General features: G+C 67.0%; 21 protein-coding genes and 1 pseudogene. 17 read left to right on the forward strand and 5 right to left on the reverse strand.

The features are described from left to right. A partial coding sequence (locus BQ7388_RS09540; protein ID WP_200781460.1) for a 5-bromo-4-chloroindolyl phosphate hydrolysis family protein occupies window positions 1-536 on the forward strand: 536 nt, incomplete at its 5' end. Between the two features lie 172 nt (window positions 537-708). Then, window positions 709-1,902 (forward strand): 5-bromo-4-chloroindolyl phosphate hydrolysis family protein, encoded by a 1,194-nt coding sequence (locus tag BQ7388_RS09545; protein ID WP_072500372.1) that lies wholly within the window; start codon window positions 709-711, stop codon window positions 1,900-1,902. 155 nt (window positions 1,903-2,057) lie between these two features. Here BQ7388_RS09545 and BQ7388_RS09550 read toward each other — a convergent pair whose 3' ends face one another. Continuing rightward, window positions 2,058-3,206 (reverse strand): toxic anion resistance protein, encoded by a 1,149-nt coding sequence (locus BQ7388_RS09550; protein ID WP_072500373.1) that lies wholly within the window; start codon window positions 3,204-3,206, stop codon window positions 2,058-2,060. 74 nt (window positions 3,207-3,280) lie between these two features. Next, window positions 3,281-4,279 (reverse strand): LacI family DNA-binding transcriptional regulator, encoded by a 999-nt coding sequence (locus tag BQ7388_RS09555; RefSeq protein ID WP_072500374.1) that lies wholly within the window; start codon window positions 4,277-4,279, stop codon window positions 3,281-3,283. Between the two features lie 406 nt (window positions 4,280-4,685). Here BQ7388_RS09555 and BQ7388_RS09560 point away from each other — a divergent pair, with 406 nt between their 5' ends. The 6 genes from BQ7388_RS09560 (at window position 4,686) to BQ7388_RS09585 (ending at window position 11,932) form a co-directional block, all read left to right on the forward strand. Next, window positions 4,686-6,185: a flotillin family protein gene (locus tag BQ7388_RS09560; RefSeq protein ID WP_072500375.1), complete on the forward strand. Its 1,500-nt coding sequence runs from the start codon at window positions 4,686-4,688 to the stop codon at window positions 6,183-6,185. A 513-nt stretch (window positions 6,186-6,698) separates the two neighbouring features. Next, window positions 6,699-7,385 (forward strand): xylulokinase, encoded by a 687-nt coding sequence (locus BQ7388_RS09565; protein WP_234946914.1) that lies wholly within the window; start codon window positions 6,699-6,701, stop codon window positions 7,383-7,385. A 287-nt stretch (window positions 7,386-7,672) separates the two neighbouring features. After that, window positions 7,673-8,536 (forward strand): NAD(+) diphosphatase, encoded by an 864-nt coding sequence (nudC, locus tag BQ7388_RS09570; protein WP_072500376.1) that lies wholly within the window; start codon window positions 7,673-7,675, stop codon window positions 8,534-8,536. A gap of 88 nt (window positions 8,537-8,624) precedes the next feature. After that, the gene (locus BQ7388_RS09575) at window positions 8,625-9,287 is read left to right on the forward strand and encodes a phosphoribosylanthranilate isomerase (RefSeq protein ID WP_083558348.1); all 663 of its coding nucleotides are present in this window, start codon (window positions 8,625-8,627) and stop codon (window positions 9,285-9,287) included. Between the two features lie 76 nt (window positions 9,288-9,363). Next, window positions 9,364-10,416, forward strand: a complete 1,053-nt coding sequence (locus tag BQ7388_RS09580) for a Gfo/Idh/MocA family protein (protein ID WP_072500377.1) — start codon at window positions 9,364-9,366, stop codon at window positions 10,414-10,416. 172 nt (window positions 10,417-10,588) lie between these two features. Beyond that, entirely contained in the window at window positions 10,589-11,932 is a 1,344-nt protein-coding gene (locus BQ7388_RS09585; protein ID WP_072500513.1) for an ATP-binding protein, read from the forward strand. Here BQ7388_RS09585 and BQ7388_RS09590 read toward each other — a convergent pair. Further along, entirely contained in the window at window positions 11,929-12,201 is a 273-nt protein-coding gene (locus BQ7388_RS09590) for a hypothetical protein (RefSeq protein ID WP_009278639.1), read from the reverse strand. The genes BQ7388_RS09585 and BQ7388_RS09590 overlap by 4 nt on opposite strands. Before the next feature lie 235 nt (window positions 12,202-12,436). Here BQ7388_RS09590 and BQ7388_RS09595 point away from each other — a divergent pair, with 235 nt between their 5' ends. The 4 genes and pseudogenes from BQ7388_RS09595 (at window position 12,437) to BQ7388_RS09605 (ending at window position 15,016) form a co-directional block, all read left to right on the forward strand. After that, window positions 12,437-13,102 carry a GTP pyrophosphokinase gene (locus tag BQ7388_RS09595; RefSeq protein ID WP_009278640.1) on the forward strand — a complete coding sequence of 222 codons (666 nt, stop codon included), beginning with the start codon at window positions 12,437-12,439 and terminating at the stop codon, window positions 13,100-13,102. Next, a pseudogene (locus BQ7388_RS13550) lies at window positions 13,099-13,425 on the forward strand (response regulator transcription factor); the annotation flags it as partial. The gene BQ7388_RS09595 and the pseudogene BQ7388_RS13550, both read left to right, overlap by 4 nt. 15 nt (window positions 13,426-13,440) lie before the next feature. Continuing rightward, entirely contained in the window at window positions 13,441-13,767 is a 327-nt protein-coding gene (locus BQ7388_RS13555; protein WP_369750398.1) for a winged helix-turn-helix domain-containing protein, read from the forward strand. 13 nt (window positions 13,768-13,780) lie between these two features. After that, window positions 13,781-15,016: a sensor histidine kinase gene (locus tag BQ7388_RS09605; protein ID WP_062531794.1), complete on the forward strand. Its 1,236-nt coding sequence runs from the start codon at window positions 13,781-13,783 to the stop codon at window positions 15,014-15,016. 127 nt (window positions 15,017-15,143) lie between these two features. On the opposite strand, the gene BQ7388_RS09610 is transcribed toward BQ7388_RS09605, so the two are convergent. Next, window positions 15,144-16,103 (reverse strand): DUF4179 domain-containing protein, encoded by a 960-nt coding sequence (locus BQ7388_RS09610; RefSeq protein ID WP_072500378.1) that lies wholly within the window; start codon window positions 16,101-16,103, stop codon window positions 15,144-15,146. Beyond that, window positions 16,100-16,627: an RNA polymerase sigma factor gene (locus BQ7388_RS09615; protein WP_009278644.1), complete on the reverse strand. Its 528-nt coding sequence runs from the start codon at window positions 16,625-16,627 to the stop codon at window positions 16,100-16,102. Before BQ7388_RS09615 ends, BQ7388_RS09610 begins: the two co-directional genes overlap by 4 nt. A gap of 489 nt (window positions 16,628-17,116) precedes the next feature. Between BQ7388_RS09615 and BQ7388_RS09620 the strand changes: the two genes are divergently transcribed. The 5 genes from BQ7388_RS09620 to BQ7388_RS12425 form a co-directional block, all read left to right on the forward strand. Next, a complete protein-coding gene (locus BQ7388_RS09620; RefSeq protein WP_009278645.1) occupies window positions 17,117-17,872 on the forward strand; it encodes a methionine ABC transporter ATP-binding protein in 756 nt (251 codons plus the stop codon). Then, window positions 17,865-18,536 (forward strand): methionine ABC transporter permease, encoded by a 672-nt coding sequence (locus BQ7388_RS09625; protein ID WP_009278646.1) that lies wholly within the window; start codon window positions 17,865-17,867, stop codon window positions 18,534-18,536. Before BQ7388_RS09620 ends, BQ7388_RS09625 begins: the two co-directional genes overlap by 8 nt. A gap of 114 nt (window positions 18,537-18,650) precedes the next feature. Continuing rightward, the gene (locus tag BQ7388_RS09630; RefSeq protein WP_072500379.1) at window positions 18,651-19,553 is read left to right on the forward strand and encodes a phage tail family protein; all 903 of its coding nucleotides are present in this window, start codon (window positions 18,651-18,653) and stop codon (window positions 19,551-19,553) included. 472 nt (window positions 19,554-20,025) lie between these two features. Further along, complete coding sequence (locus BQ7388_RS09640) at window positions 20,026-20,304, forward strand: hypothetical protein (RefSeq protein WP_072500381.1); 279 nt, start codon at window positions 20,026-20,028, stop codon at window positions 20,302-20,304. Beyond that, the coding region (locus tag BQ7388_RS12425) for a phage baseplate protein (protein ID WP_407668486.1) at window positions 20,305-20,610 on the forward strand (306 nt) is incomplete at its 3' end.

Here is a 20,610-nt window from a genome sequence, read left to right on the forward strand (position 1 = left end):
GGGCCCTCTCCGCCGTTCTCGCTTCCGCTTCCGAGCCGCGGGGCACCGGCCTCGGGGAGGACGTTGCCACGACGACGGCCGATGTCCCTCTCGCCCGCGAGCAGCGCGAGGTGGTCGACGCCTTCAGGGACTTCGGCCAGGTCCTTGCGGGTCGGGCCAGCCAGGCGGCGGACGAGTCGGCGCGCGGCTCCATGGAGGGCATCGCGCGCAGGGCGGGCCTCATCGCGAGCTACGTGGAGGCCCATCCGGAGCTTGCTGGCCAGCTTGGGCGTGCGGTCGGCTACTACCTGCCCCAGACGGCGAAGCTCGTTGCCTCCTACCTCGAGCTCGAGCGCAGCGGCGCCGAGGGCGAACGCGCTCGGGAGGTGACGGGCGAGCTCAGGGAGGCCCTCCGCATGGTCGACGACGGCTTCGCGCGGCTCCAGGAGGAGCTCATCGAGGACCAGAGCATCGACCTCGCGGGAGACATCCAGGTCATGAGGACCATGCTCGCCCAGGACGGGCTCACCAAGGATGCGGGCGAGCTCAGGCCATAGGCCAGGGGCCTGCATTTTGCGGGCGTCGCTTGCGGTAGGCGCAGGGCCGTCCTGCATGGCGTGGCAGTGACGACTTGCCGACATTTCGAGCACACGGGATTCACGGCCATCGTGTACCTTCATAGGGTGGTTTCTCGCATGTGACTTCAGCCAAACCCAGAGGATGGCCGCCATGGACAACGACGCACAGGACGAGAGGGGCCCCAAGGACCCCCGGACCTCGGCGGACGACTTCGTCCGCCAGGGCACCGACGTCGCCCGTCAGGTGGGTGACGTCCTCAACAGAGAGATTCCCGCAGCCGCCGAGAAGGCGGGCGAGCTGATGTCAAAGGTCGACTTCGATGGCATCGCCAGCTCCATCGAGCGCGCTGCCGCGGCCGTCGCCGCGCAGCTGGGCATGGCGGAGGTGGATTCTTCTCCCTACGTCGTGTGTCGGCATGGCGACGAGAAGGTCCGCGCCAAGGACCTGATCGGCGGGATCATCCTGGGCTACCTGGCCATCATGATGATCGTCCCGACCATCATGATGGCCTTCGACGGCCTCGTCTCGTTCCTCGTTGGTCTGGCGGTTCTCGTCGGTCTGGGCACGGGGGCGGTCAAGTCCTTCGCGAAGGGCGCCCGGCGCAGGAAGATCGCACGTCTCTGCCTTGCGCTCTCGAAGGCCGTGGGAGACGAGACGAGCATGCGCCTGAGGGATCTGGGCGGTAGGGTCGAGCTCACCGTGAAGGAGCTGCAGCCCCTGCTTCAGGAGGCCATCTCCCGGGGACTCATCCCGCAGGGGCACATCGCCTCGCTGGGAGACGGGACGACCCTCTACCTCACCGACAGCTCCTACAAGAGGGCTCGCAAGGAGTGGAACCGCCGCAAGGAGAGCCAGGGAGGGTCCCAGGGCAAGAAGCCCAAGTCCGTGGACGACGGGCTGACTCCCGAGATTCGAGAGCTCCTGGGGGTGTTCTCCGACTTCGGTCGCATGGTCGAGGAGTCCCGCGCGCGCATCGTGGACGAGGGCCTCAGGTCCTCGCTCGAGTCCATCGTCGTGCGCACGCAGCAGCTCTCGTCGTACCTGAGGTCGCATCCCGAGTGCGCGTCACAGCTCAGGCGGGTCGCCAACTACTACCTGCCGCAGACCTCGAAGCTCGCCGCGTCCTACGCCGAGCTCGAGCAGAGCGGCTCTGGCGGTGCCGGGGTCGAGTCCGTGCGTGCGGAGTTGGCCCAGACCCTGCAGATGGTGGACGAGGGGCTCTCCCGGACTCTGGACAACCTCCTGCAGGAGCAGAGCATGGACCTCACGGGCGACCTCAAGGTCATGAGGACCATGCTCGAGCAGGATGGGCTCACCTCCACGGGGGACGAGCTGCGTCCCTGACGGCGGTCGACCCGACCGACGGCGTCACCAGGCTTTCCCAAGACAGGCGAGAGGGGCAGCGCCACGAGCGATCGTGACGCCGCCCCTCATGATTGTGCCTGCGGGCTCGCATGCGGGGACTCTCGCCTGCGTCCTCGCCCCTTGACTGGGCGAGCCTAGCGCTGCGAGGCCTCCAGGAGCTTCGTCTTGAGCTCGCCCTCGATCTTCGTGAGCTCCTCCTCGGCAAGCTGGCGCTTCTCGCGCCCTTCGGCCTGGACGCGCGCGACCTCATCCAGGGTGGAGATGAGCTGCTCGTTGGTGTGGCGCAGGGTCTCGAGGTCCACCACGCCGCGCTCGGCCTCCTTGGCGGCCTCGACGGTGGCCACCTTGAGCTGGTCGGCGTTCTTCCTCAGGAGGTCGTTGGTCATCTGCGATACCTCGCGCTGGGCGCGGGCGGCCTGGTTGGCGTGCTCGATGCCCAGGGCGATGACCATCTGGTTCTTCCACAGGGGGATGGTGTTGACCACCGTGGACTGGATCTTCTCGGCCATGATGGCGTCCGAGGCCTGGACCATGCGAATCTGCGGCGCGGTCTGGAGCGCAACCTGGCGGGTGAGCTCGAGGTCGTAGATGCGCTTCTCGAAGCGGTCGCACTTCTGCGAAAGGTCGCGGGCGGCCTGGGCGTCCTCGGCGAGCCCCGTCCTCGCCGCCTTGGCCTGCAGCTCGGCGAGCTCGCCCGTGCGCACCCCCTCGAGCTTCTGCTTGCCGGCCGCCACGTACATGGTCAGCTCCTTGAAGTACGACTCGTTGAGAGCGTAGAGCTGGTCCAGCATCGAGATGTCCTTGAGCAGGGTGACCTGATGGCCCTCGAGTGCGTCAGAGATTGAGCGCACGTTCTTCTCCACGTCGCTGTAGCGCGCCTTCAGGGCCTCGAGGCTGTTCTTGGCCTTGTGGAAGAGGCCCAGGAGGCCCCCCTCCTTCTGGTCGGGGTCGAAGTTCTTGAGGGTCACCACCAGCGAGTTGATCTGGTCGCCCACCTCGCCCAGGTCATGGCCGCGCACGCCGGCGAGGGCGCGCTCCGAGAACTCCGAGACCTTGCGCTGCGACCCCACGCCGTAGGCGAGGACGCCGGCGGTGTCGGTGATGTCGATCTTCTGGACGAAGGCCGAGACCTTCTCCAGCTCCTGGGGGGTGAGGGAGGCGGTTACGGGATCGGACGCGGTCGCGCCGTCGAGGTCCAGCTCGGGCGCCGCGGGCGCGGCGTCGCCAAACTCGAGCTCGGGCTCGGGCGCGTAGGTCTGGAAGTCCGTGTTCTCTGCTGCCATGGCTCCTCCTCCCGCGGACGGCGTCCGCGCAGTCGTGTGCATGGGTCGATTCTAGCCCAGGGGGAGCCCAAACCCTACAGCTGTGCCACGCTGTCCCGCTCTACGAAGGTGGTGGAGACGTGGGTGGTGCAGGTGAAGCCCCTCGGGGCCTTGACCTGTGCGATCAGCTTCTGGACCGCCATGGCGCCGATGTCGTGTTTGGGAACGTGCAGGGTGGTGAGGGCGGGGAGCATCACGGTGGCGACGGGCAGGTCGTCGAAGCCGACGAACGAGACCTCCTCCGGCACCTTGACGCCGCGTTCGAGGAGGGCGCGCATCATGCCGCAGGCCATCACGTCGTTCTCGGCGAAGAAGGCGGTGGGGAGCTCCGGGTCGCCCTCGAGCCACTCCTTGGCGGCGGCGTAGGCGGTGGAGAGGCTCGTGCCCACGGTCACGCAGTAGTCGTCGTTCCAGCTGAGGCCCGCCTCCTCCAGGGCACGGCGGCAGCCCCGCTCGCGCAGGGGGAAGTTGCGGATGACGGGGTTGCCCCTGACGTAGCCGATGCGCGTGTGGCCCTTGCCGATGAGGTAGTGGGCGGCTCGGTAGGCGGAGCTCTCGTTGGAGATGACGATGGACTCGATGAAGCTGTGGTAGCACCAGCCGTCCACGATGACCAGGGGGGCGGCGGAGCCGTAGAAGGGCTCGTAGTCCTCCTCCATCATCTCGGTGCCCAGGAGGACGATGCCGCTGGTGGTGTCCTGGCAGAGCTCGCGCAGCTGGGAATGGGCTCCGGGGTCGGCGAGGTCGATGGTGACGTAGCTCGTGGTGAGGCCGTGGAGCTTCGCCTCGCGCTCGACGCCGTCCACCACCGCGGGGTGGAAGTCCGACTCGTCGAGGACCTTGCCGCTCTTGCGCACGACGACGAACTGGATGCGGTCGAGGCGGCTGGGGCGCTGGTAGCCCAGCTCCTGCGCGACCCTGAGGATGGCCTCGGCGGTCTCCTTGCTCACGCCGCGCTTGTGGTTGAGCGCGTTGGAAACCGTGGCGGGGGAGAAGCCGGTCTTGCGGCTGATGTCTCGTACCCCTACCTTCATCTGACCATCCCCAAAAAGTTTAGCTTCTATGTTTTGTACTAACTTACCGCAACGAAGCAGGCATTTCTCGACATTATTGGGTGATTTCAAGAAAGAAGTCGTTAATTTTCGGGGAGAGGTTCCTATTGTGTTTGGATGGTGTTTTGCTACGGCTCGTGATATCGATGGCCGCTCGCGCCGGGTTGCGCGACCCTTCCCCATTTTGGCCCAGAGTGGACGATTGAAACTGTAAACGACCAGGTCAGACGGCTCGTTGCATCTGTGGTGCAGATGTGGTTCCGGATGGTCCGGCCTTCCGACCGGGATGTTGCCCCTCTCCAATCAGATAACATCTCCTCTGTTCGTGGCCGGCCAGGCCCGTCATTCGCGTCGGGCTGGCGCTGCCTCCAGAAAGGAAGCGTGCGTCATGGAGCTCATAAGGTTCGTCCTCGTTGGCATCGTCGTGATCGCGGTGCTCGTCATCATCGCCTCCGGGTACGTGAAGGCACCGCCCGACCAGGCCTACATCATCTCGGGCGGCGGGAAGAAGCCCCGCTACCTCATCGGGAAGTCCGGCGTCAGGATTCCCTTCCTGCAGCGTGTCGACCGCCTGTCGCTGCGCATGCTCTCCGTCGACGTCAAGACCACGAAGACCATCCCCACCCTCGACTACATCAACATCATGGTTGACTCGGTCGCCGTGGTTAAGATCTCGAACACCGAGGACGGCCTGGCCAAGGCGGCGGAGAACTTCCTCAACCGCGACTCCGACTACATCAACGGCATGGTCGTCAATGTGCTCGAGGGCAACCTTCGTGAGATCATCGGCGGCATGCGTCTGGTGGAGATTATGAATGACCGCAAGGCCTTTGCGGCCAAGGTGCAGGAGAACGCCAGCGCCGACATGCAGCGCATGGGTCTGGAGATCGTCTCGTTCAACATCCAGAACATCGATGACGCGGGACTCGGCGTCATCGAGAACCTGGGTATCGCCAACACTGTGGCCATCCAGCAGAATGCCCAGATTTCCAAGGCGAATGCCGAGAAGGAGATTGCGGTTGCCCGTGCCCAGGCCAACAAGGTGGCCAATGATGCGCGCATCGAGTCGGAGACGGCCATCGCCGAGCAGAACAACGCCCTTGCCCTCAAGCAGGCTGCGCTCAAGACCGAGGCGGACACGGCTGCCGCCAAGGCGGATGCCGCCAAGGGTATCGAGGCGCAGCGGCAGCAGAAGGCCATCAACACCGAGGAGGTCAACGCCGAGATCGCCAAGGCCGACCGCGAGGCCGAGCTGAAGCAGAAGGAGGTCGCCGTCAAGGAGCAGGAGCTCGACGCCTCCATCCGCAAGCAGGCCGACGCCGACCGCTACGCCGCCGAGCAGCGCGCGCAGGCGGACCTCGTGACCAGGCAGAAGGCCGCCGAGGCAGAGCTCTACTCCGCGCAGAAGGCCGCCGAGGCGATTCGCGCCAAGGGCGAGGCCGAGGCCCAGGCGGCCCGCGCCAAGGGCATCGCCGAGGCAGAGGCCATGGACAAGAAGGCGGAGGCGCTGCGCAAGTACGGCCAGGCCGCCCTTGCCCAGCAGATCATCGGCGTGCTGCCGGACATCATCGCCGCAGCCTCCAAGCCCATCGAGGGCATCGACGCCATAAACATCTACTCGACCGTCGGTGGCGAGGGAGAGGGCTCCCCGGCCGCGGGCGTGACGTCCATGGCGCCGCAGTCCATCAAGGCCGCCTTCGACATGGTGAAGAGCGTGACGGGCGTCGACCTGGCCGACGTCATGCGCGCCGACACCTACGACGCGAAGGTGAACCGCAAGGTGAGCATCGACGCAGGCGGACTGGGCGAGGTCGNTTTCCCAACAAGGAGATCATCGCGCTCTATCGGGGGCACTACAGCACCTGGCACAGCATGTATCCCGCGCTGAAGGACATCTACCGGCAGATGCTGTAGGGCCACGGCGCGGGAGCGGTCTGCTTGTGGTGGCGCGGTCTGCTCGCGTTTCATTGGGAGAGAAACGCGAGCAAACCGCGCCGTTTCTGCTTTATGGGGCGTGAGACGCCGTTTTGCTTGTGTTTGGACCGTTGAGAAACACGAGCAAGTCGCAGCCCACAAGCAAACCGCAGCCATCTCTCCCCAGATGCCCCAAGACGTCGATTTGCTTGTGCTTTCCCACACCTGCCCCCCGTGGTCGCGGGCAGACGTATCATGTTTCCCCGACAGCCAACGGGGGAGGACCTGTGATCCAGGACATCGGCAGCTACGCCTTCGACAACGCCTATCGACCGCTCGAGGCGCGGCCCGAGGACTACGTGCTGGCCTACGGTCACGGCCAGGCGGTCGTGCGCCTGGATGGCGGCACGGGCGAGCTCGAGCTCCCGCGCCTGCGCGACTGGGGTTTCTCCGCCCCCGACCTCGCCCCACGNCCGGGACCATCCTCATGACCACCGACGGCTGCGTGGTGGACGAGCACAACGCCCTGCACTCCTTCTGCTCGGCCGACGGCGGCTGGAACCTCATGGGCTGCATCCTCACCGCCGCCGGCTGCAACAAGTGGTGGATGGACGACATCCTGGGTGCCGATTCCTACGACGCGGAGCAGGCGCTGGTCGCCGGCGGCAAGCTGGGCCAGAACGACGTCTACTTCCTGCCCTACCTCATGGGCGAGAGGACCCCCCACAACGACCCGCGTGCGCGCGGCGCCTTCGTGGGCCTGCGCATGGACACCACCCGCGCCGACATGACCCAGGCCGTGTTGGAGGGCGTCGCCTTCGCCCTGCGCGACTGCCTGCAAATAGCCCGTGCGGAGGAGGTCGAGGTCATGGCCTCGACCATCTGCGGCGGCGGCGCCACGAGCCCGCTCTGGAGGGCCATCTGCGCCGACGTCCTGGGAATCCCCCTGCAGATTCCCCAGACGCCCCAGGCCCCGGCCTTCGGCGCGGCCATGCTCGCGAGCGTCTGCTGCGGGGCCTTTCCCGACGTGGCTGAGTGCGCGCACCGCCTCGCGCGGGTGGAGGAGCAGATGGTCTTTCCCAACAAGGAGATCATCGCGCTCTATCGGGGGCACTACAGCACCTGGCACAGCATGTATCCCGCGCTGAAGGACATCTACCGGCAGATGCTGTAGGGCCACGGCGCGGGAGCGGTCTGCTTGTGGTGGCGCGGTCTGCTCGCGTTTCATTGGGAGAGAAACGCGAGCAAACCGCGCCGTTTCTGCTTTATGGGGCGTGAGACGCCGTTTTGCTTGTGTTTGGACCGTTGAGAAACACGAGCAAGTCGCAGCCCACAAGCAAACCGCAGCCATCTCTCCCCAGATGCCCCAAGACGTCGATTTGCTTGTGCTTTCCCACACCTGCCCCCCGTGGTCGCGGGCAGACGTATCATGTTTCCCCGACAGCCAACGGGGGAGGACCTGTGATCCAGGACATCGGCAGCTACGCCTTCGACAACGCCTATCGACCGCTCGAGGCGCGGCCCGAGGACTACGTGCTGGCCTACGGTCACGGCCAGGCGGTCGTGCGCCTGGATGGCGGCACGGGCGAGCTCGAGCTCCCGCGCCTGCGCGACTGGGGTTTCTCCGCCCCCGACCTCGCCCCACGCTACCTCTTCTCGATCGACGACCGTCGCTTCTTCATGGCCGAGCGCGACCCGCGCCCCCGTGGCAGCGAGGAGCTGCCCGAGGGCTTCCGCCTCGAGCCCGTGAACCAGTTCCGCTTCCTTCGGCCCCGTTGTCTGGCCTTCGCCGGCATAACTGGCTACCAGCTGCGCAACTGGTACCATTCCAACCGCTACTGTGGGCACTGCGGCAGCGAGCTGGGCCACGTCGCCACCAGCCGGGAGCTCGCCTGTCCCGCCTGCGGCAACGTTCTCTACCCCAAGATCTGCCCCGCCGTGATCGTGGGCATCACCAACGGCGACGAGCTGGTCATGACCAAGTACGCCGGCCGCGCCTACAACCACTACGCGCTGGTGGCCGGCTTCGTCGAGGTGGGCGAGACTCTGGAGCAGTGCGTTGCGCGCGAGGTCAGGGAGGAGGTGGGTCTCAGGGTCAAGAACGTCCGCTACTACAAGAGCCAGCCATGGCCCTTCACCGACACCCTCCTCGCCGGTTTCTTCTGCGACGTCGACGGAGACCCCACCATCCACGTCGACCACGACGAGCTCCAGCTGGGTGGCTGGGTCCGCCGCGCCGACGTCCCCCTCGATCCCGCCGACGACTCGAGCCTCACCAACGAGATGATCGCGCTCTTCGCCAGGGGAGGGGAGCCGCGCGCCTAGGCCGCCCGCCCCTCTCGCCCGTCCGGGCTCCCTCTCGTGCGATGATGCAGGGGTGCGCACGCTTCGTTCTTGGCGAGAGGGGCTTTGCATGCTGGACCGCAGGATCACCACCATCGTCACGCACGACATCCTCTACAACCCCGACCCCTACACGAGGGTCGAGCTCTGCGGTATCTTCCGCGACGAGGACGTCGGCACGGTCAACGAGCTCAGGCCCGACCTCTGTGGCTTCGTGGTCAACTACCCTAGCTCCCACCGACACGTGGACCGCGACCGCCTGCGCGAGCTCGTGGGCAAGCTGGACCCCACCATCCCCGCCGTGGGCATCTTCGTCGACCAGCCCCTGGGCTACGTGAGCGAGCTCGCGGACGAGGTCCTGGACGTGGTGCAGCTGCACGGAAACGAAGGCAACCCCTACATCACCTTCCTGCGGGAGCTGGTGGACATTCCCATCGTGCAGGCCATCCGCATGGCCGGCCCCGAGGACGTGGAGCGCGCCAACCAGAGCAAGGCCGACCTGGTCGTGCTCTATGGCGGATGGCAGGCAGGGGTCGCCTTCGACTGGGAGCTTGCCGGGGGCGTGTGCCGTCCCTACATCCTGGCCGGCGCCCTCACGTCCCAGAACCTGGGTGGCGCGATCGGCCGGCTTGCGCCCTGGGGCGTCGCCCTCAACACGGGCATAGAGACCGACCGTCTCAACGACCCGGCAAAGATGGCCGCGGCCGTCGCTGCCGCCCGCGGCGCATCCTAGTAGTGACGCCACGGGCCGGGCTGGCACTCGCCGCGTCCCGGCTGCGTTCCCATCCACCCAAGCGAGAGGAGCCACCATGCCAGCCCTACGCATAGCCACCATCGGAACGTCCGCCATCGCTCAGCGGCTCGTCGAGGCCGTGGGCGAGGTGGCGGACGTCGAGTACGTCGCTGCCTTTTCCCGCGAGCTCTCGCGGGCCGAGGGCTTCGGTCGCCCTCGCGGCGCGCGCCTCTTCTTCGACGACCTGGAGGCGCTTGCGGCGTCGGACGAGGTGGACGCCGTCTACGTCGCCTCTCCCAACGGCCTGCACGTCCCGCAGGCACTCGTCCTCGCCTCCGCCGGGAAGCACGTCCTGGTGGAGAAGTCCCTGGCCCCCAACCAGCGGCGTGCCAAGGAGCTCTTCGACGCCGCGCATACCAACGGCGCGGTATGCCTGGAGGCCATGCGCAACCTGCACACCCAGGGCTTCGACAACATCGAGGGCGCGCTGGGGCGACTGGGCAGGGTGACCCAGGCAAGCCTGCGCTTCGGCAAGGTCACCTCGCGCATCGGAAGGCTGCGCGCCGGCGAGCACGTGAACCAGTTCGACCCGGCGCTCGGCGAGGGCGCCCTCGTAGACATAGGCGTCTACTGCGTCGAGCCGGCGGTGGCCCTCTTCGGTCGCCCGGAGGCGGTGCGGGCCTCGCTGGTCACCATCGACGTGCCCTGGGGGTCGGAGTCCCCCTATCAGCGCGTTGACCTGGCGGGCAGCATTGCCCTGGAGTACGCGGACAAGGTGATAGAGCTCAGCTACAGCAAGGTGGGGGACGACCTCCTGGGATCCCAGGTCATGGGCGATGAGGCGACCCTCCTCTGGGACGAGACGAGCTGCCCCCGCGACCTCAGGCTCGTCCACCACGAGGACGTGGGCATGGCCTACTCGACGGTGGGCGGGAGCGAGGAGTTGGTGCGTGCGGACGTGCCCCAGAACGACATGGTCTGCGAGCTGGAGCTCTTTGCCGCGGCAGCGCGGGGCGAGGAGGCGGCACTCGCACGGGTGGCCCGCTTCGAGCGGGTGACCCTGGACTCGCTCGCCGTAATGGACGAGGCGCGCAGGCAGGCGGGCGTGCGCTTCCCGGACGACGAGTAGGGGCCGCGCGCTCGGCGCATGTGGGCGGCGGTTCCGGGCGGCGGGCCGAAGCGACTCTCGCCACGCCGGCTTTTGCCCATCTCTACCTGCAACAATACCTAACTGGCAAGATGAAGTTACCAGTTTAAAATCTAACTGGTAAGATTATATTGCCAGATAGGGAGGGATGAACATGAACGAACTCATAGCCGAGCAGATCAGGGGCTTCGACATAGCAGACTACCTGCCCATCCACGAACGCATGCTCGACCTGGGCGATCCGCTGCCGCCACGCAGGGGAAACCTCGTCAAGGTCGTCGTGGGCATGCGATGCAGCGGGAAGAGCTATCGCCTCTTCCAGGAGATGCTTCGGGTCCACGAGTCCGGCGTGCCATGGGATCGCATCTGCTACTTCAACTTCGAGGATGACAGGCTCGACCCCGTCACGTCCGCCATAGGCGACGAGGTCCTCGAGACGTTCTATTCGACCTGCCCCTCGGCCTTGGAGGAGGGGGCCTACCTCTTCTTGGACGAGCTGCAGGAGATGGATGGCTGGGGCGCGTGGCTGCGACGCGTCGTGGATACGACCAAGGCGACCATCTACGTCAGCGGCTCGTCGTCCAAGATGCTCTCGCAGGAGATATCGACGGAGTTCAGGGGCCGGGCCATCGATTTCGAGCTGCTTCCCCTCTCGTTCAGGGAATACGTCGGGGCGAAGGAACCGGGGCTCTCGCTTGGTCCGGCGCATTCGACTCTCGAGCGGCTGAGCCTGCGGCGGCTCTTCGATGCCTATCTTGAGGAGGGCGGGTTCCCGGCCGCCTTGGGGCTGCCCACGGCGCAGCGCGTGTCGCTGCTGCAGGGCTACGTGCAGCGCGTCGTGGTGAGGGATGTCGTCGACCGTCATGCCCTCGCCCGTCCGCGCGTGGCGAGCGTGTTCGCGCGTCGGGTGCTGGGGACCAATGCCAAAACGCTCTCGGTCCGCCGCGCCGAGGGCGACCTCAGGGCGCTTGGGCTTCCTACGAGTCGTGCCCTCCTCGCCACCCTGCTGGACTACCTCGAGCAGGCCTATCTGGTCTTTCGCGTTCAGGAGTTCTCGTATGCCCTGGCCGAGGGCACGAGGAAGCCCCCCAAGGTCTATGCGATCGACCCGGGCCTGGCGCTCGCCAATGGGCGTGCCAACTCCAACGAGCTCGGGCAGCGCCTGGAGGACGCCGTGTACCTCGAGCTGAGGCGTAGGAACGTGGGCACGCGTGCGGAGTCGGTCTCCTCCTTCGTCACGAGGGGGCACGGCTACGAGGTCGATTTCGTGGTGGGGGACGTGATGTTCCAGGATGCGCTGGAGCTCGTGCAGGTCAGCGTGGGCGTCGAGGACGAGACGACGCGCACGAGGGGGCTTCGCGCGCTCTGGGAGGCGCTGGAGGAGACGGGGCTCGAGGAGGCCACGCTCGTCGTCGCGGGGGGCGACGAGGCGTCCTACGTCCAGGGGAACCGGAGGATACGACAGGTCCCCGCGTGGAAGTGGTTCCTCGAGGCCTAGCCCCGGCGGGCCTGGGACTGGTAGACGAAGGCCACCGCGAAGCCGGCGATTATCACGGCGGAGGCGGCTATCGTCGCGTGCGGAAAGACTCCCAGCACGACGAGGCCCGCCGCAGCGGAGAGGTCGATGATCCCGCTGGTGCGCGCGCCGATGCGGTCCTGTCGGGCAAGGGCCCCCTCGCGTTGGCGGGCGAGTGGGTTCTTGGCGGTGACCAGCAGGTAGGCGCCTATGGCTGCGAGCAGAAGTCCTATGGCGAGCGTGATTCTCATGCGCGTCTCCTTGCGAAGCATGCCGCCGGGCCGCGTGCCCGGCGTCCTGGGTGAGGGACCCGGCGGTTCTTGGGTGCGGCTCCTGATGGTCTCTTGGTGCGACCCCAACGGACTATGGGTGCGGGTCCAACCAGTCTATCCCTTGTGGCGATTGCATCGCTCGCCGGCTGGCCCGACACGGGCGCAAGGACCTTGGGTATGTTCTTCTCACACCTCAAGCGCAGGGGGCTGATTCATGACGCAGACCAACACGGGCCAGGGCCCGACGCAAGCCGACGCCGTGGCCACGACCGCGGAGGACCCCATCTACGGGGGTCGCCTGGGCGAGCTGGAGTCAGAGCTCGCCTCCCTCATCCAACGCATCGACCGCCTGCGCGCGGAGCTCAGGGACTCCCGTGGGGAGGACCCGGTGGTGCATTGCCTGGGCCGCGTCAAGACGCCCCAGAGCATACGCGAGAAGTGCCTGCGCAAGGGCCTCGAGCCAAGCGCGGAGTCTGCATTCGCCCACGTGAGGGACATCATCGGCGTGCGCGTCGTCTGTGCCTTCCTGAGCGACGTCTACCTCATGCGCGACGCCATCGCGCGCCTCCCGGGAGCGGAGGTCGTGGGCGAGAAGGACTACATCCGCCACGTCAAGCCCAACGGCTACCGCAGCTACCATCTGCTGCTGAGGCTCGAATCGGGCCTCTTCGCCGAGGTCCAGGTCAGGACCGTCTCGATGGACACCTGGGCCTCGCTGGAGCACCAGCTCAAGTACAAGCGTGACTTGGACGGGGACCTCAGGCTCATAACCAGCGAGCTCAAGCGCTGCGCCGACGAGCTCGCCTCAACGGACCTCTCGATGCAGGCCATACGCGACATGATCCGCGGCGAGCGCGCCACGGGAGGGGAGGGGCGATGAGGCTCCTGGTTGCGGACGACACGCGCGACCTCAACCGCGCGCTCCAGGCGATCCTGGAACAGAACGGCTACGAGGTGGTCCCCGCCTACGACGGGCAGGAGGCGCTCGACCTGGTCATGTCCCAGAGCTTCGATGCGATCATCCTGGACATCATGATGCCGCGCATGGACGGGCTTGCCGCACTGGCCGAGATGCGCCGTCGCGGCGTGGTGGCGCCGGTCCTCCTGCTCACGGCGAAGGCCCAGGTGGACGACCGCGTGGCGGGGCTCGACGCAGGCGCGGACGACTACCTGCCCAAGCCCTTCGCCATGCGCGAGCTCCTCGCCCGAGTGCGCGCCATGACCAAGCGTCGCTCGGACTACTCCTCGCGTGACCTCAGCTACGCCGACCTGCGCCTCAGGGCTGACAGCTTCGAGCTGTCAGCCGAGAACACGGTGCGCCTCTCCGTGAAGGAGATGGAGCTCCTGCAGCTGCTCGTGCTCAATGCCGACCGACCGCTGGGACCCGGCTTCATCCTGGGACGCGTCTGGGAGGGGGAGGACGAGGCGGACGAGGACACCCTGGCGCTCTATGTCTCGTACCTGCGCGCGAAGCTCGCCTCGGTGGCGTCCAAGGCCACCATCGTGCGCGACGAGGACGGCTCTTACAGGCTCAGCGCGGAGTAGGGGGCAGCGATCGATGGGCGCACGTGCCATACAGCGGCTCAGGATCAAGATCATCGCCATCATGCTCGCCGCCTTCTTCGTGGCCATGCTCCTCATCGCCGTGCTGGTCAACGGCGCCCACATCGTGCTCGCGCAGTCGCGCATGGACCGCGTGCTCGACGCCATCATCCAGGGCGGAGGCGTGATCGAGGAGCCCGTGGACGGCCGCTCGCTCGTTGAGTCGCAGCGTGTCCTGCGCTACTTGCTCGTGACCGTTGACGCCGACGGCAGGCTGAGCTCGCTGGTGGGGGGCTACGACGAGGACATGGACGTCCAGAAAGCCCAGGAGCTCGCCCAGGCGGTCATCCCCTCGCTCCTGCGCTCCGGCTCGATTGGCGACTACTACTACAAGGTGGCCGAGGCCGACGGCGGCGGGCACGTCGTGGCCTTCGTGGACGGCAGCGTGGAGCTGGGGGAGGGCAGGGAGGTCCTCTCGCTCACCCTGGACTTCCTGGCGGCGGGGCTTTTGCTCTCGTTCGTGATCGTGTGGTTCCTCTCGCGTCGCGCCATCCAGCCCGAGCTCGAGGCGGCCCGTCGCCAGAGCGAGTTCGTGACCAATGCGAGCCACGAGCTCAAGACGCCGCTTGCCGTGATCCGCGCCAACACCGAGATACTCGAGGCCCTGGGTGGCGAGGGAGAGTGGACCAGCTCGACCCTGAGGCAGGTCGACTACCTGGACGGTCTGGTGAGGGACCTGGTTGACACCGCACGCGCCGACGAGTGGGCGGACTCCCAGGAGCTCTGCGAGGTGGACGTCTCCGCCGCCGCACGCGAGGCGCTGGAGCCCTTCGAGTCGGTGGCGCAGCGGCGCGGCGTGAGCCTGGCGAGTGAGCTCGAGCCCGGGGTCATGGCCCTCGCGGACGTGGAGCGCGTGGTGCAGCTCGTCCGCCTCCTGGTGGACAACGCCTGCAAGTACTGCGACGAGGGCGGCAGCATCCAGGTGTCGGTGTCCCCCGTGAGGCGCGCCGCGCTCTCGGGTCGCAGGAGGCGGGGCGCGAGGATCGTGGTCTCCAACAGCTTTGCCCGGGGGGAGGGTCACGACTGGTCGCGCCTCTTCGAGCGTTTCTACCGTGCGGACGAGGCCCACAGCAACCAACAGGGCTACGGGATCGGCCTCTCCATCGCGCAGCGCATCTGCGAGCAGTACGAGGGCGGCATCCGGGCGGGCTGGAAGGATGGCGTGGTCAGCCTCTCTGCCGTCATCTTCTAGGGAGAGGCCACCGAATCTGGGACAGGGAAAGCGAGAGGGACGCGCGGTCCCTCTCGCCTGGCCTCTGGGTCCGTTCGTGCTGCCGTTGCCGCGCTGCCACGTCGGCACCCGTCCGCCTCCCATGTCCCTACGCCACGGGGATGGTGGCTCCCGCCAGGGAGACGGACTCCACCTGCGTGGGGTCTATGGCCTGGGGGAGGAAGAGGCTCTTCTCCACCGTGGTCGACGTCGCGGAGTTGTCGTCGAAGCTCCCGCCACCGTTGTCGGTGACCTCGACCGTCGTGCCGTCCCTCATGTTGAGCGTCACGGTGCCCAGGTCGAGGAGCTGGTCAATGCGCGCGGACATCTGGTCGCCCATCCTGCCGCTGGGACCCTCGGGGACGTTGGCCGCCTCGTCGAGCTCGTAGCCCAGCTTGAGTGCGATGGACGAGAGGGACGCCTCCCTGAGCTGCCCCTTGATGCCACCGACCTCGATGCCCTGGCCTGCGGGCAGGTCGATGCTGCTGTCCTCGTAGTCCATCTTGAACTTGAGCTTCCAGCCGGCGTCAGCGAGCGTGCTGACGGAACCCGAGTCGTCGAGGAGGCGCAGGTCGCCCAGGCTCACGCGCATGGTCTTGCCCACGAGGCTCTGGCTGTCCACGAGCGAGATCTGGCGCACGAACTGGATGGAGTTGTCACTGGGGTCGCGGTCGTAGAAGTAGCTGCTGCCGTAGGCGCCGCGGACCCCGTCCACCATCACGTCCTCCGTGCCGAACATGAGGTTGAGCTTGCCGTCTTTGGTGGCGCTCAGACCCTCGAAGGGTGTGCCGTCGTCCTTGGCGAGGCTCAGCACGACGACGTAGTTGGAGCGGTCGCCTATGACCGCGTCGGCGGTGACGGTGATGCCGCCGTCCGAGCTCGTTGCGTCGAGGGGGTGTCCCACCTTGTTCACGACCTCGGTCGCGGCAGGGGCGCCGGCAAAGATGTCGTCGAAGATCCCCTGGACGTCTGTGAGGGTGCCGGTGGCATAGGCCACCCCGCCCAGCCCCAGGGCCGCCGTCAGCGCCGCGGCCGCCGCGGNTGCCCATTCCCTTGGCGTAGTCGTCAAACAGCTCGTTCATCATGCTCCCCCAATCTGGTCCTCAGCATCTGGCGGGCGCGGCTCAGACGCTTGGTCACGGCTGCCGTGCTGTCGCCCGTGATCGCCGCGATTCGTGCGATGTCATAGCCCTCCAGGTAGCGCAGGTGCACTGCCAGTCGGTAGGCCTCGGGCAGCTCTCGCACCGCCTCCAGCAGCTCGTCGTAGCGGCCCGGCTCCTCGTCTGGCGCGGCCGTGGGCTCCGCCACGGAGTCAAGTGGCACCAGTCTCTTGCGCCCCGCACTTCTGAGCAGGTCCTTGCAGGCGTTGACGGTGCAGCGTATGACCCAGGCCCTCTCGTGCTCCGGGCTCTTGAAGCCGCCCTCGTGGCAGAGCAGCTTGAAAAGGACGCCCTGACACACGTCCTCGCCGTCCTGCAGCGAGTGCAGGTAGCTCATGGCCAGGCGCAGGACCATGTCCGAATAGGCATCGACGACGCGCCTGGCCTCCGCTTGGACGGCGCGCTCGTGCCCGCCCTTGGCTCCTTGCCTCATGGGACCTCCCTTCGCGTGTCGTTTCCGCATGTCCTCGATGGCTCCATCTACCAACAACACGAACGAGGGAGGAAAAGCTGACGGTCACCGTCGAGCTCGCGCGCTTTTCTTGCTGCCGCGCGCTGTCCCCCCCCCCGCGTCGGCGTGTCTGGCATGCCGCCAAGGCAGGTGGCCCTGCCAGGCACGGTGTGCCGCCGGATTAGACGTGCTTTCGAGTGCGGCCGCCATCTCCTCTCGCCTGTTATCGAAATGGCAGATAACCAGTTAGTGGAACTTGGTATTTGTGACTCGTACCCCTCCCGCCTAAGATATAGGACCTGATGAATGACAGAAGCTCACATACCACCCCGCTCCCGGCCATCCCTGGGATGGACATGAGGATGCCCAAGCCCGGGCGCCCTTGCCTTCGCGCATAGGGACCGGGCTTTCCACGTGGCGGTCCCTGGCAGGGGGCCTGCCCTCCATTCATCTCGCGAGTGGAGTGACGATTTGATATCTCTGGAACACATAAGCAAGAGCTTTGACGCACCGGGCCGAGCCCCTGCGGAGCACGCCCTGAGGGACGTCTCGCTCACGATTCCCGACGGCGACGTCTTTGGCATCATAGGCATCTCGGGTGCGGGCAAGTCCACGCTCGTGCGCTGCGTCAACCTCCTCGAGCGCCCGACCTCGGGTCGCATCGTGGTGGACGGTCAGGACGTGACCGACCTGCAGGGCGCCGCGCTGCGCAGCTACCGTCGCCGCGTCGCCATGATCTTCCAGGGCTTCGGCCTCCTGGCGCAGAAGACGGCGCTGCAGAACGTCTGCTTCCCCTTCCTGGCCGCCAACGGCCGCGTCACCGAGGCGGACCGCAGACATGCCCTCGAGCTCCTGGACCGCGTCGGGTTGGCAGACAAGGCCGGGGCCTACCCGTCCCAGCTCTCGGGCGGGCAGGCGCAGCGCGTCGCCATCGCGCGTGCCCTGGCCCTTGACCCGGAGTACATCCTCTGTGACGAGGCGACCTCGGCGCTGGATCCTGCGAGCACCGCCTCCGTGCTGGACACCCTGCGCCAGGTCAACCAGGAGACCGATGTCACCATGCTGGTGATCACCCACTCCATGGATGTCGTCAAGAGCATCTGCAAGGACGTCGCCGTGCTGGTGCGCGGCAAGCTGGTCGAGACCGGCTCCGTGGACGAGGTCTTCTCCAACCCCCAGGATCCCACGACCCGCGCCCTGCTCGGAAGGGGTGATTGGCATGAGTAGCCTGCAGTCGCTTCTCGACCAGTACTCGGGGCTCCTCGCCCAGGGCTTCTTGGCCTCGCTCGCGATGCTGTTCTTCTCCACCGCGATCGCCTACCTCATCGGCACCTTCCTGGGCGTCGTGCTCTATGTGACGGTCCCCGGAGGTCTTAGGCCCCATCGCGCGCTCAACGCCGTGCTGGGATGGATCGTCAACATGACCCGCTCCATCCCCTTCATCATCCTGCTGGTCGCGGTCATGCCCATGACCAAGGCGCTGGTGGGAACGGTGGTGGGTGTGCGGGGGACCATCCCGCCGCTGGTGCTCTCGGCCGCGCCCTTCGTGGCGCGCATGATCGAGCAGTCGCTGGCCGAGGTCCCGCGCGATTCCATCGAGGCGGCCGAGTCCTTTGGCGCCACCGTCCCCCGCGTGGTCTTCTCGGCGCTTTTGCCCGAGGCCCTGCCCTCCATCGTGCGCGGCGTGGCGGTCACGCTCATCTCGGTCCTGGGATACACCGCCATCGTGGGTGCCGTGGGTGCCGGCGGCCTGGGAGACATCGCCATCCGCTACGGCTACTACCGCTACGAGGACGGCGTGATGATCCTGACCATCGTGCTTTTGGTGGTGCTGGTGCAGGCCATCCAGAGCAGCTGCGACCTCGTGGCCAAGCGCATCGACCACCGCTAGGGGAAGCTTCGGGGCGCTGGGTTGCCCCGAGTGTGACCTCTTGTGCCACGCACTTGTCTGTCCGAATTCCATCACATCAATTAATAAATTATTAGCTAAAGGGAAGGAACAACGATGATCACTCGTAGGAACTTCGTCTCTGCCTCCGCCGCCGCTCTTGCCCTCGCTGGCCTCGCCGCCTGCGGCTCCAAGCCTGGCAGCGGCTCCGCCGCCTTCCAGGCCCTCGCCGACATCGTGTCGGTCGGGCTCTCGACGGCCTTCTCGGTCGCCGGGGCGGTCGTCACGGGCGCGATGCAGGTCATCTCCGGCGTCGTGCAGGCGGTCGTGGGCGTGCTGACGGCCATCCTCGGCGTCTTCGTGGGCGTCTTCACCGGAGACTGGCAGATGGCGGCGGACGGCGCGAGCTCCGTCATGACCGGCATGTCCTCGATCGTCACGGGCATCATGAACGGCCTGTCGGGGGCCATCGGAGGAATCCTCTCCGGCATCGCGGGGCTGTTCACGTCCGTCCTCAACGGTGTGACGGGGGTCGTCTCCGGCATCTTCTCCGGCATCGCGAGCACCGTCACCGACAAGATAGGCTCGGCGAAGAGCACGGTCCAGAACGGGCTCAACGCCATCAGCGGCTTCTTCAAGGGGCTCCACCTGGAGTTCCCTCACATCAAGCTGCCGCACTTCCACATCAGCGGGAGCTTCTCCATCATGCCGCCCTCCGTGCCGACGCTGGGCGTCGACTGGTACGCCAAGGGCGGCGTCTTCTTGCGCCCGACGGTTTTCGCCAACGCCGGCGTGGGCGTCGGCGAGGCGGGGCCCGAGGTCGTGGCCCCCGTGGACAGCCTGACCGGCTTCATCCGCGACGCCCTGGGCGACGGGCGCGACGACGAGCTCGTCGCCGAGGTCCGCGCCCTGCGCGAGTACGTGGGCAGGCTCCGCATCTACCTGGACAAGAAGGAGCTCGTGGGCGGAATCGCCGACGAGATGGACGCCGAGCTCGGCAGGATAGGGGCGCTGGCGTGAGCGAGACGGAGATGGAGGTCTGGGTGGACGGCACGCCNCACGTACTGGCAGGTGTGCTCGGTGCCCGTCTACGCCTCGACCGTCACGGTGGGCAACCCGGCGGGCGGCAACGTCTACATCGACTCCGACTCGGTGGACGTGCGCGTCGGGTCGACCGTGAGCTCGAGCTTCTCGGAGGACGTGGTGGAGCTCGGCAAGTCGTCCCCGTCGGCCCTCGTGGACTTCTGCGGCGGGCACGGCGAGATACGCTACGACGAGTCCTCCGGCCAGCTCGCCCTGATACCCAAGAAGAGGAACTCGGCGGGCGACGCCGCCGTGCTCCTCTCGGCGGGCGTCGACTCGGGCGGGAGCCTGCTCGACGGCGGCATCGCCATGGCGTCGGACTCCTCCGGGAGGAGCGTCGCGTACCTCAACTCGACGAGCGTCAACGTGAACGGGACCGTCGCCCCGACGTCCAGGCTCNATCGATGACATGTGGCTCAGCCCCGGCGACAACCGCGTGGCCATCGACACGACGCCCGGGATGGGCGACGACGCCTGGCAGGGGTTCGCCGACTCCTGGGACGCGCACCGGGGCATGTGGTGCGCCATGGCCACCGCCTCCTCGCCCCTGCAGGAGTTCCCGGCCTGGCAGGGCATGGGAGCCTGGTGGGACGTGGAGGACCGCAAGTGGGGCTCCCTCGCCTTCCCGCTCGACACGTCGGGCGGCGACTACAACGTCTACTTCGAGTACGAGTGGAAGGAGCTCTAGATGGGCACCAAGACCCCGAGCATGAGGCTCGTGAAGCCGGCCATCACGGACAAGGTCCAGCAGACCATCGCCGACCTCGCGTCGAACTTCGACTGGATCGACAGGATGTGGCCCGTCGGCTCGATCTACATGAGCGCCGCCGCGACCAACCCGTCGACCTTCCTGGGCGGCACCTGGGCGCGCGTGGAGGGCCGCTTCCTCGTCGGCGCGGGGACCGACTTCGCGGCGGGCACCACGGGCGGGCAGGGGACCATGGGCGTCCACCGCTGCCGCGAGGAGGGCGCGGGCTACGGGCTCACCCAGACC

Source organism: Olsenella phocaeensis (assembly GCF_900120385.1).
GTDB lineage: Bacteria > Actinomycetota > Coriobacteriia > Coriobacteriales > Atopobiaceae > Olsenella_I > Olsenella_I phocaeensis.

What these genes read in the sequence shown, in the direction of transcription:
- BQ7388_RS09545 (WP_072500372.1), top strand. Translation starts at nt 709, where the DNA reads ATGGACAACGACGCACAGGACGAGAGGGGCCCCAAGGACCCCCGGACC.
- BQ7388_RS09550 (WP_072500373.1), bottom strand. Translation starts at nt 3,206, where the DNA reads ATGGCAGCAGAGAACACGGACTTCCAGACCTACGCGCCCGAGCCCGAG.
- BQ7388_RS09555 (WP_072500374.1), bottom strand. Translation starts at nt 4,279, where the DNA reads ATGAAGGTAGGGGTACGAGACATCAGCCGCAAGACCGGCTTCTCCCCC.
- BQ7388_RS09565 (WP_234946914.1), top strand. Translation starts at nt 6,699, where the DNA reads ATGACCACCGACGGCTGCGTGGTGGACGAGCACAACGCCCTGCACTCC.
- BQ7388_RS09575 (WP_083558348.1), top strand. Translation starts at nt 8,625, where the DNA reads ATGCTGGACCGCAGGATCACCACCATCGTCACGCACGACATCCTCTAC.
- BQ7388_RS09580 (WP_072500377.1), top strand. Translation starts at nt 9,364, where the DNA reads ATGCCAGCCCTACGCATAGCCACCATCGGAACGTCCGCCATCGCTCAG.
- BQ7388_RS09585 (WP_072500513.1), top strand. Translation starts at nt 10,589, where the DNA reads ATGAACGAACTCATAGCCGAGCAGATCAGGGGCTTCGACATAGCAGAC.
- BQ7388_RS09590 (WP_009278639.1), bottom strand. Translation starts at nt 12,201, where the DNA reads ATGAGAATCACGCTCGCCATAGGACTTCTGCTCGCAGCCATAGGCGCC.
- BQ7388_RS09595 (WP_009278640.1), top strand. Translation starts at nt 12,437, where the DNA reads ATGACGCAGACCAACACGGGCCAGGGCCCGACGCAAGCCGACGCCGTG.
- BQ7388_RS13555 (WP_369750398.1), top strand. Translation starts at nt 13,441, where the DNA reads ATGACCAAGCGTCGCTCGGACTACTCCTCGCGTGACCTCAGCTACGCC.
- BQ7388_RS09605 (WP_062531794.1), top strand. Translation starts at nt 13,781, where the DNA reads ATGGGCGCACGTGCCATACAGCGGCTCAGGATCAAGATCATCGCCATC.
- BQ7388_RS09615 (WP_009278644.1), bottom strand. Translation starts at nt 16,627, where the DNA reads ATGAGGCAAGGAGCCAAGGGCGGGCACGAGCGCGCCGTCCAAGCGGAG.
- BQ7388_RS09625 (WP_009278646.1), top strand. Translation starts at nt 17,865, where the DNA reads ATGAGTAGCCTGCAGTCGCTTCTCGACCAGTACTCGGGGCTCCTCGCC.
- BQ7388_RS09630 (WP_072500379.1), top strand. Translation starts at nt 18,651, where the DNA reads ATGATCACTCGTAGGAACTTCGTCTCTGCCTCCGCCGCCGCTCTTGCC.
- BQ7388_RS09640 (WP_072500381.1), top strand. Translation starts at nt 20,026, where the DNA reads ATGTGGCTCAGCCCCGGCGACAACCGCGTGGCCATCGACACGACGCCC.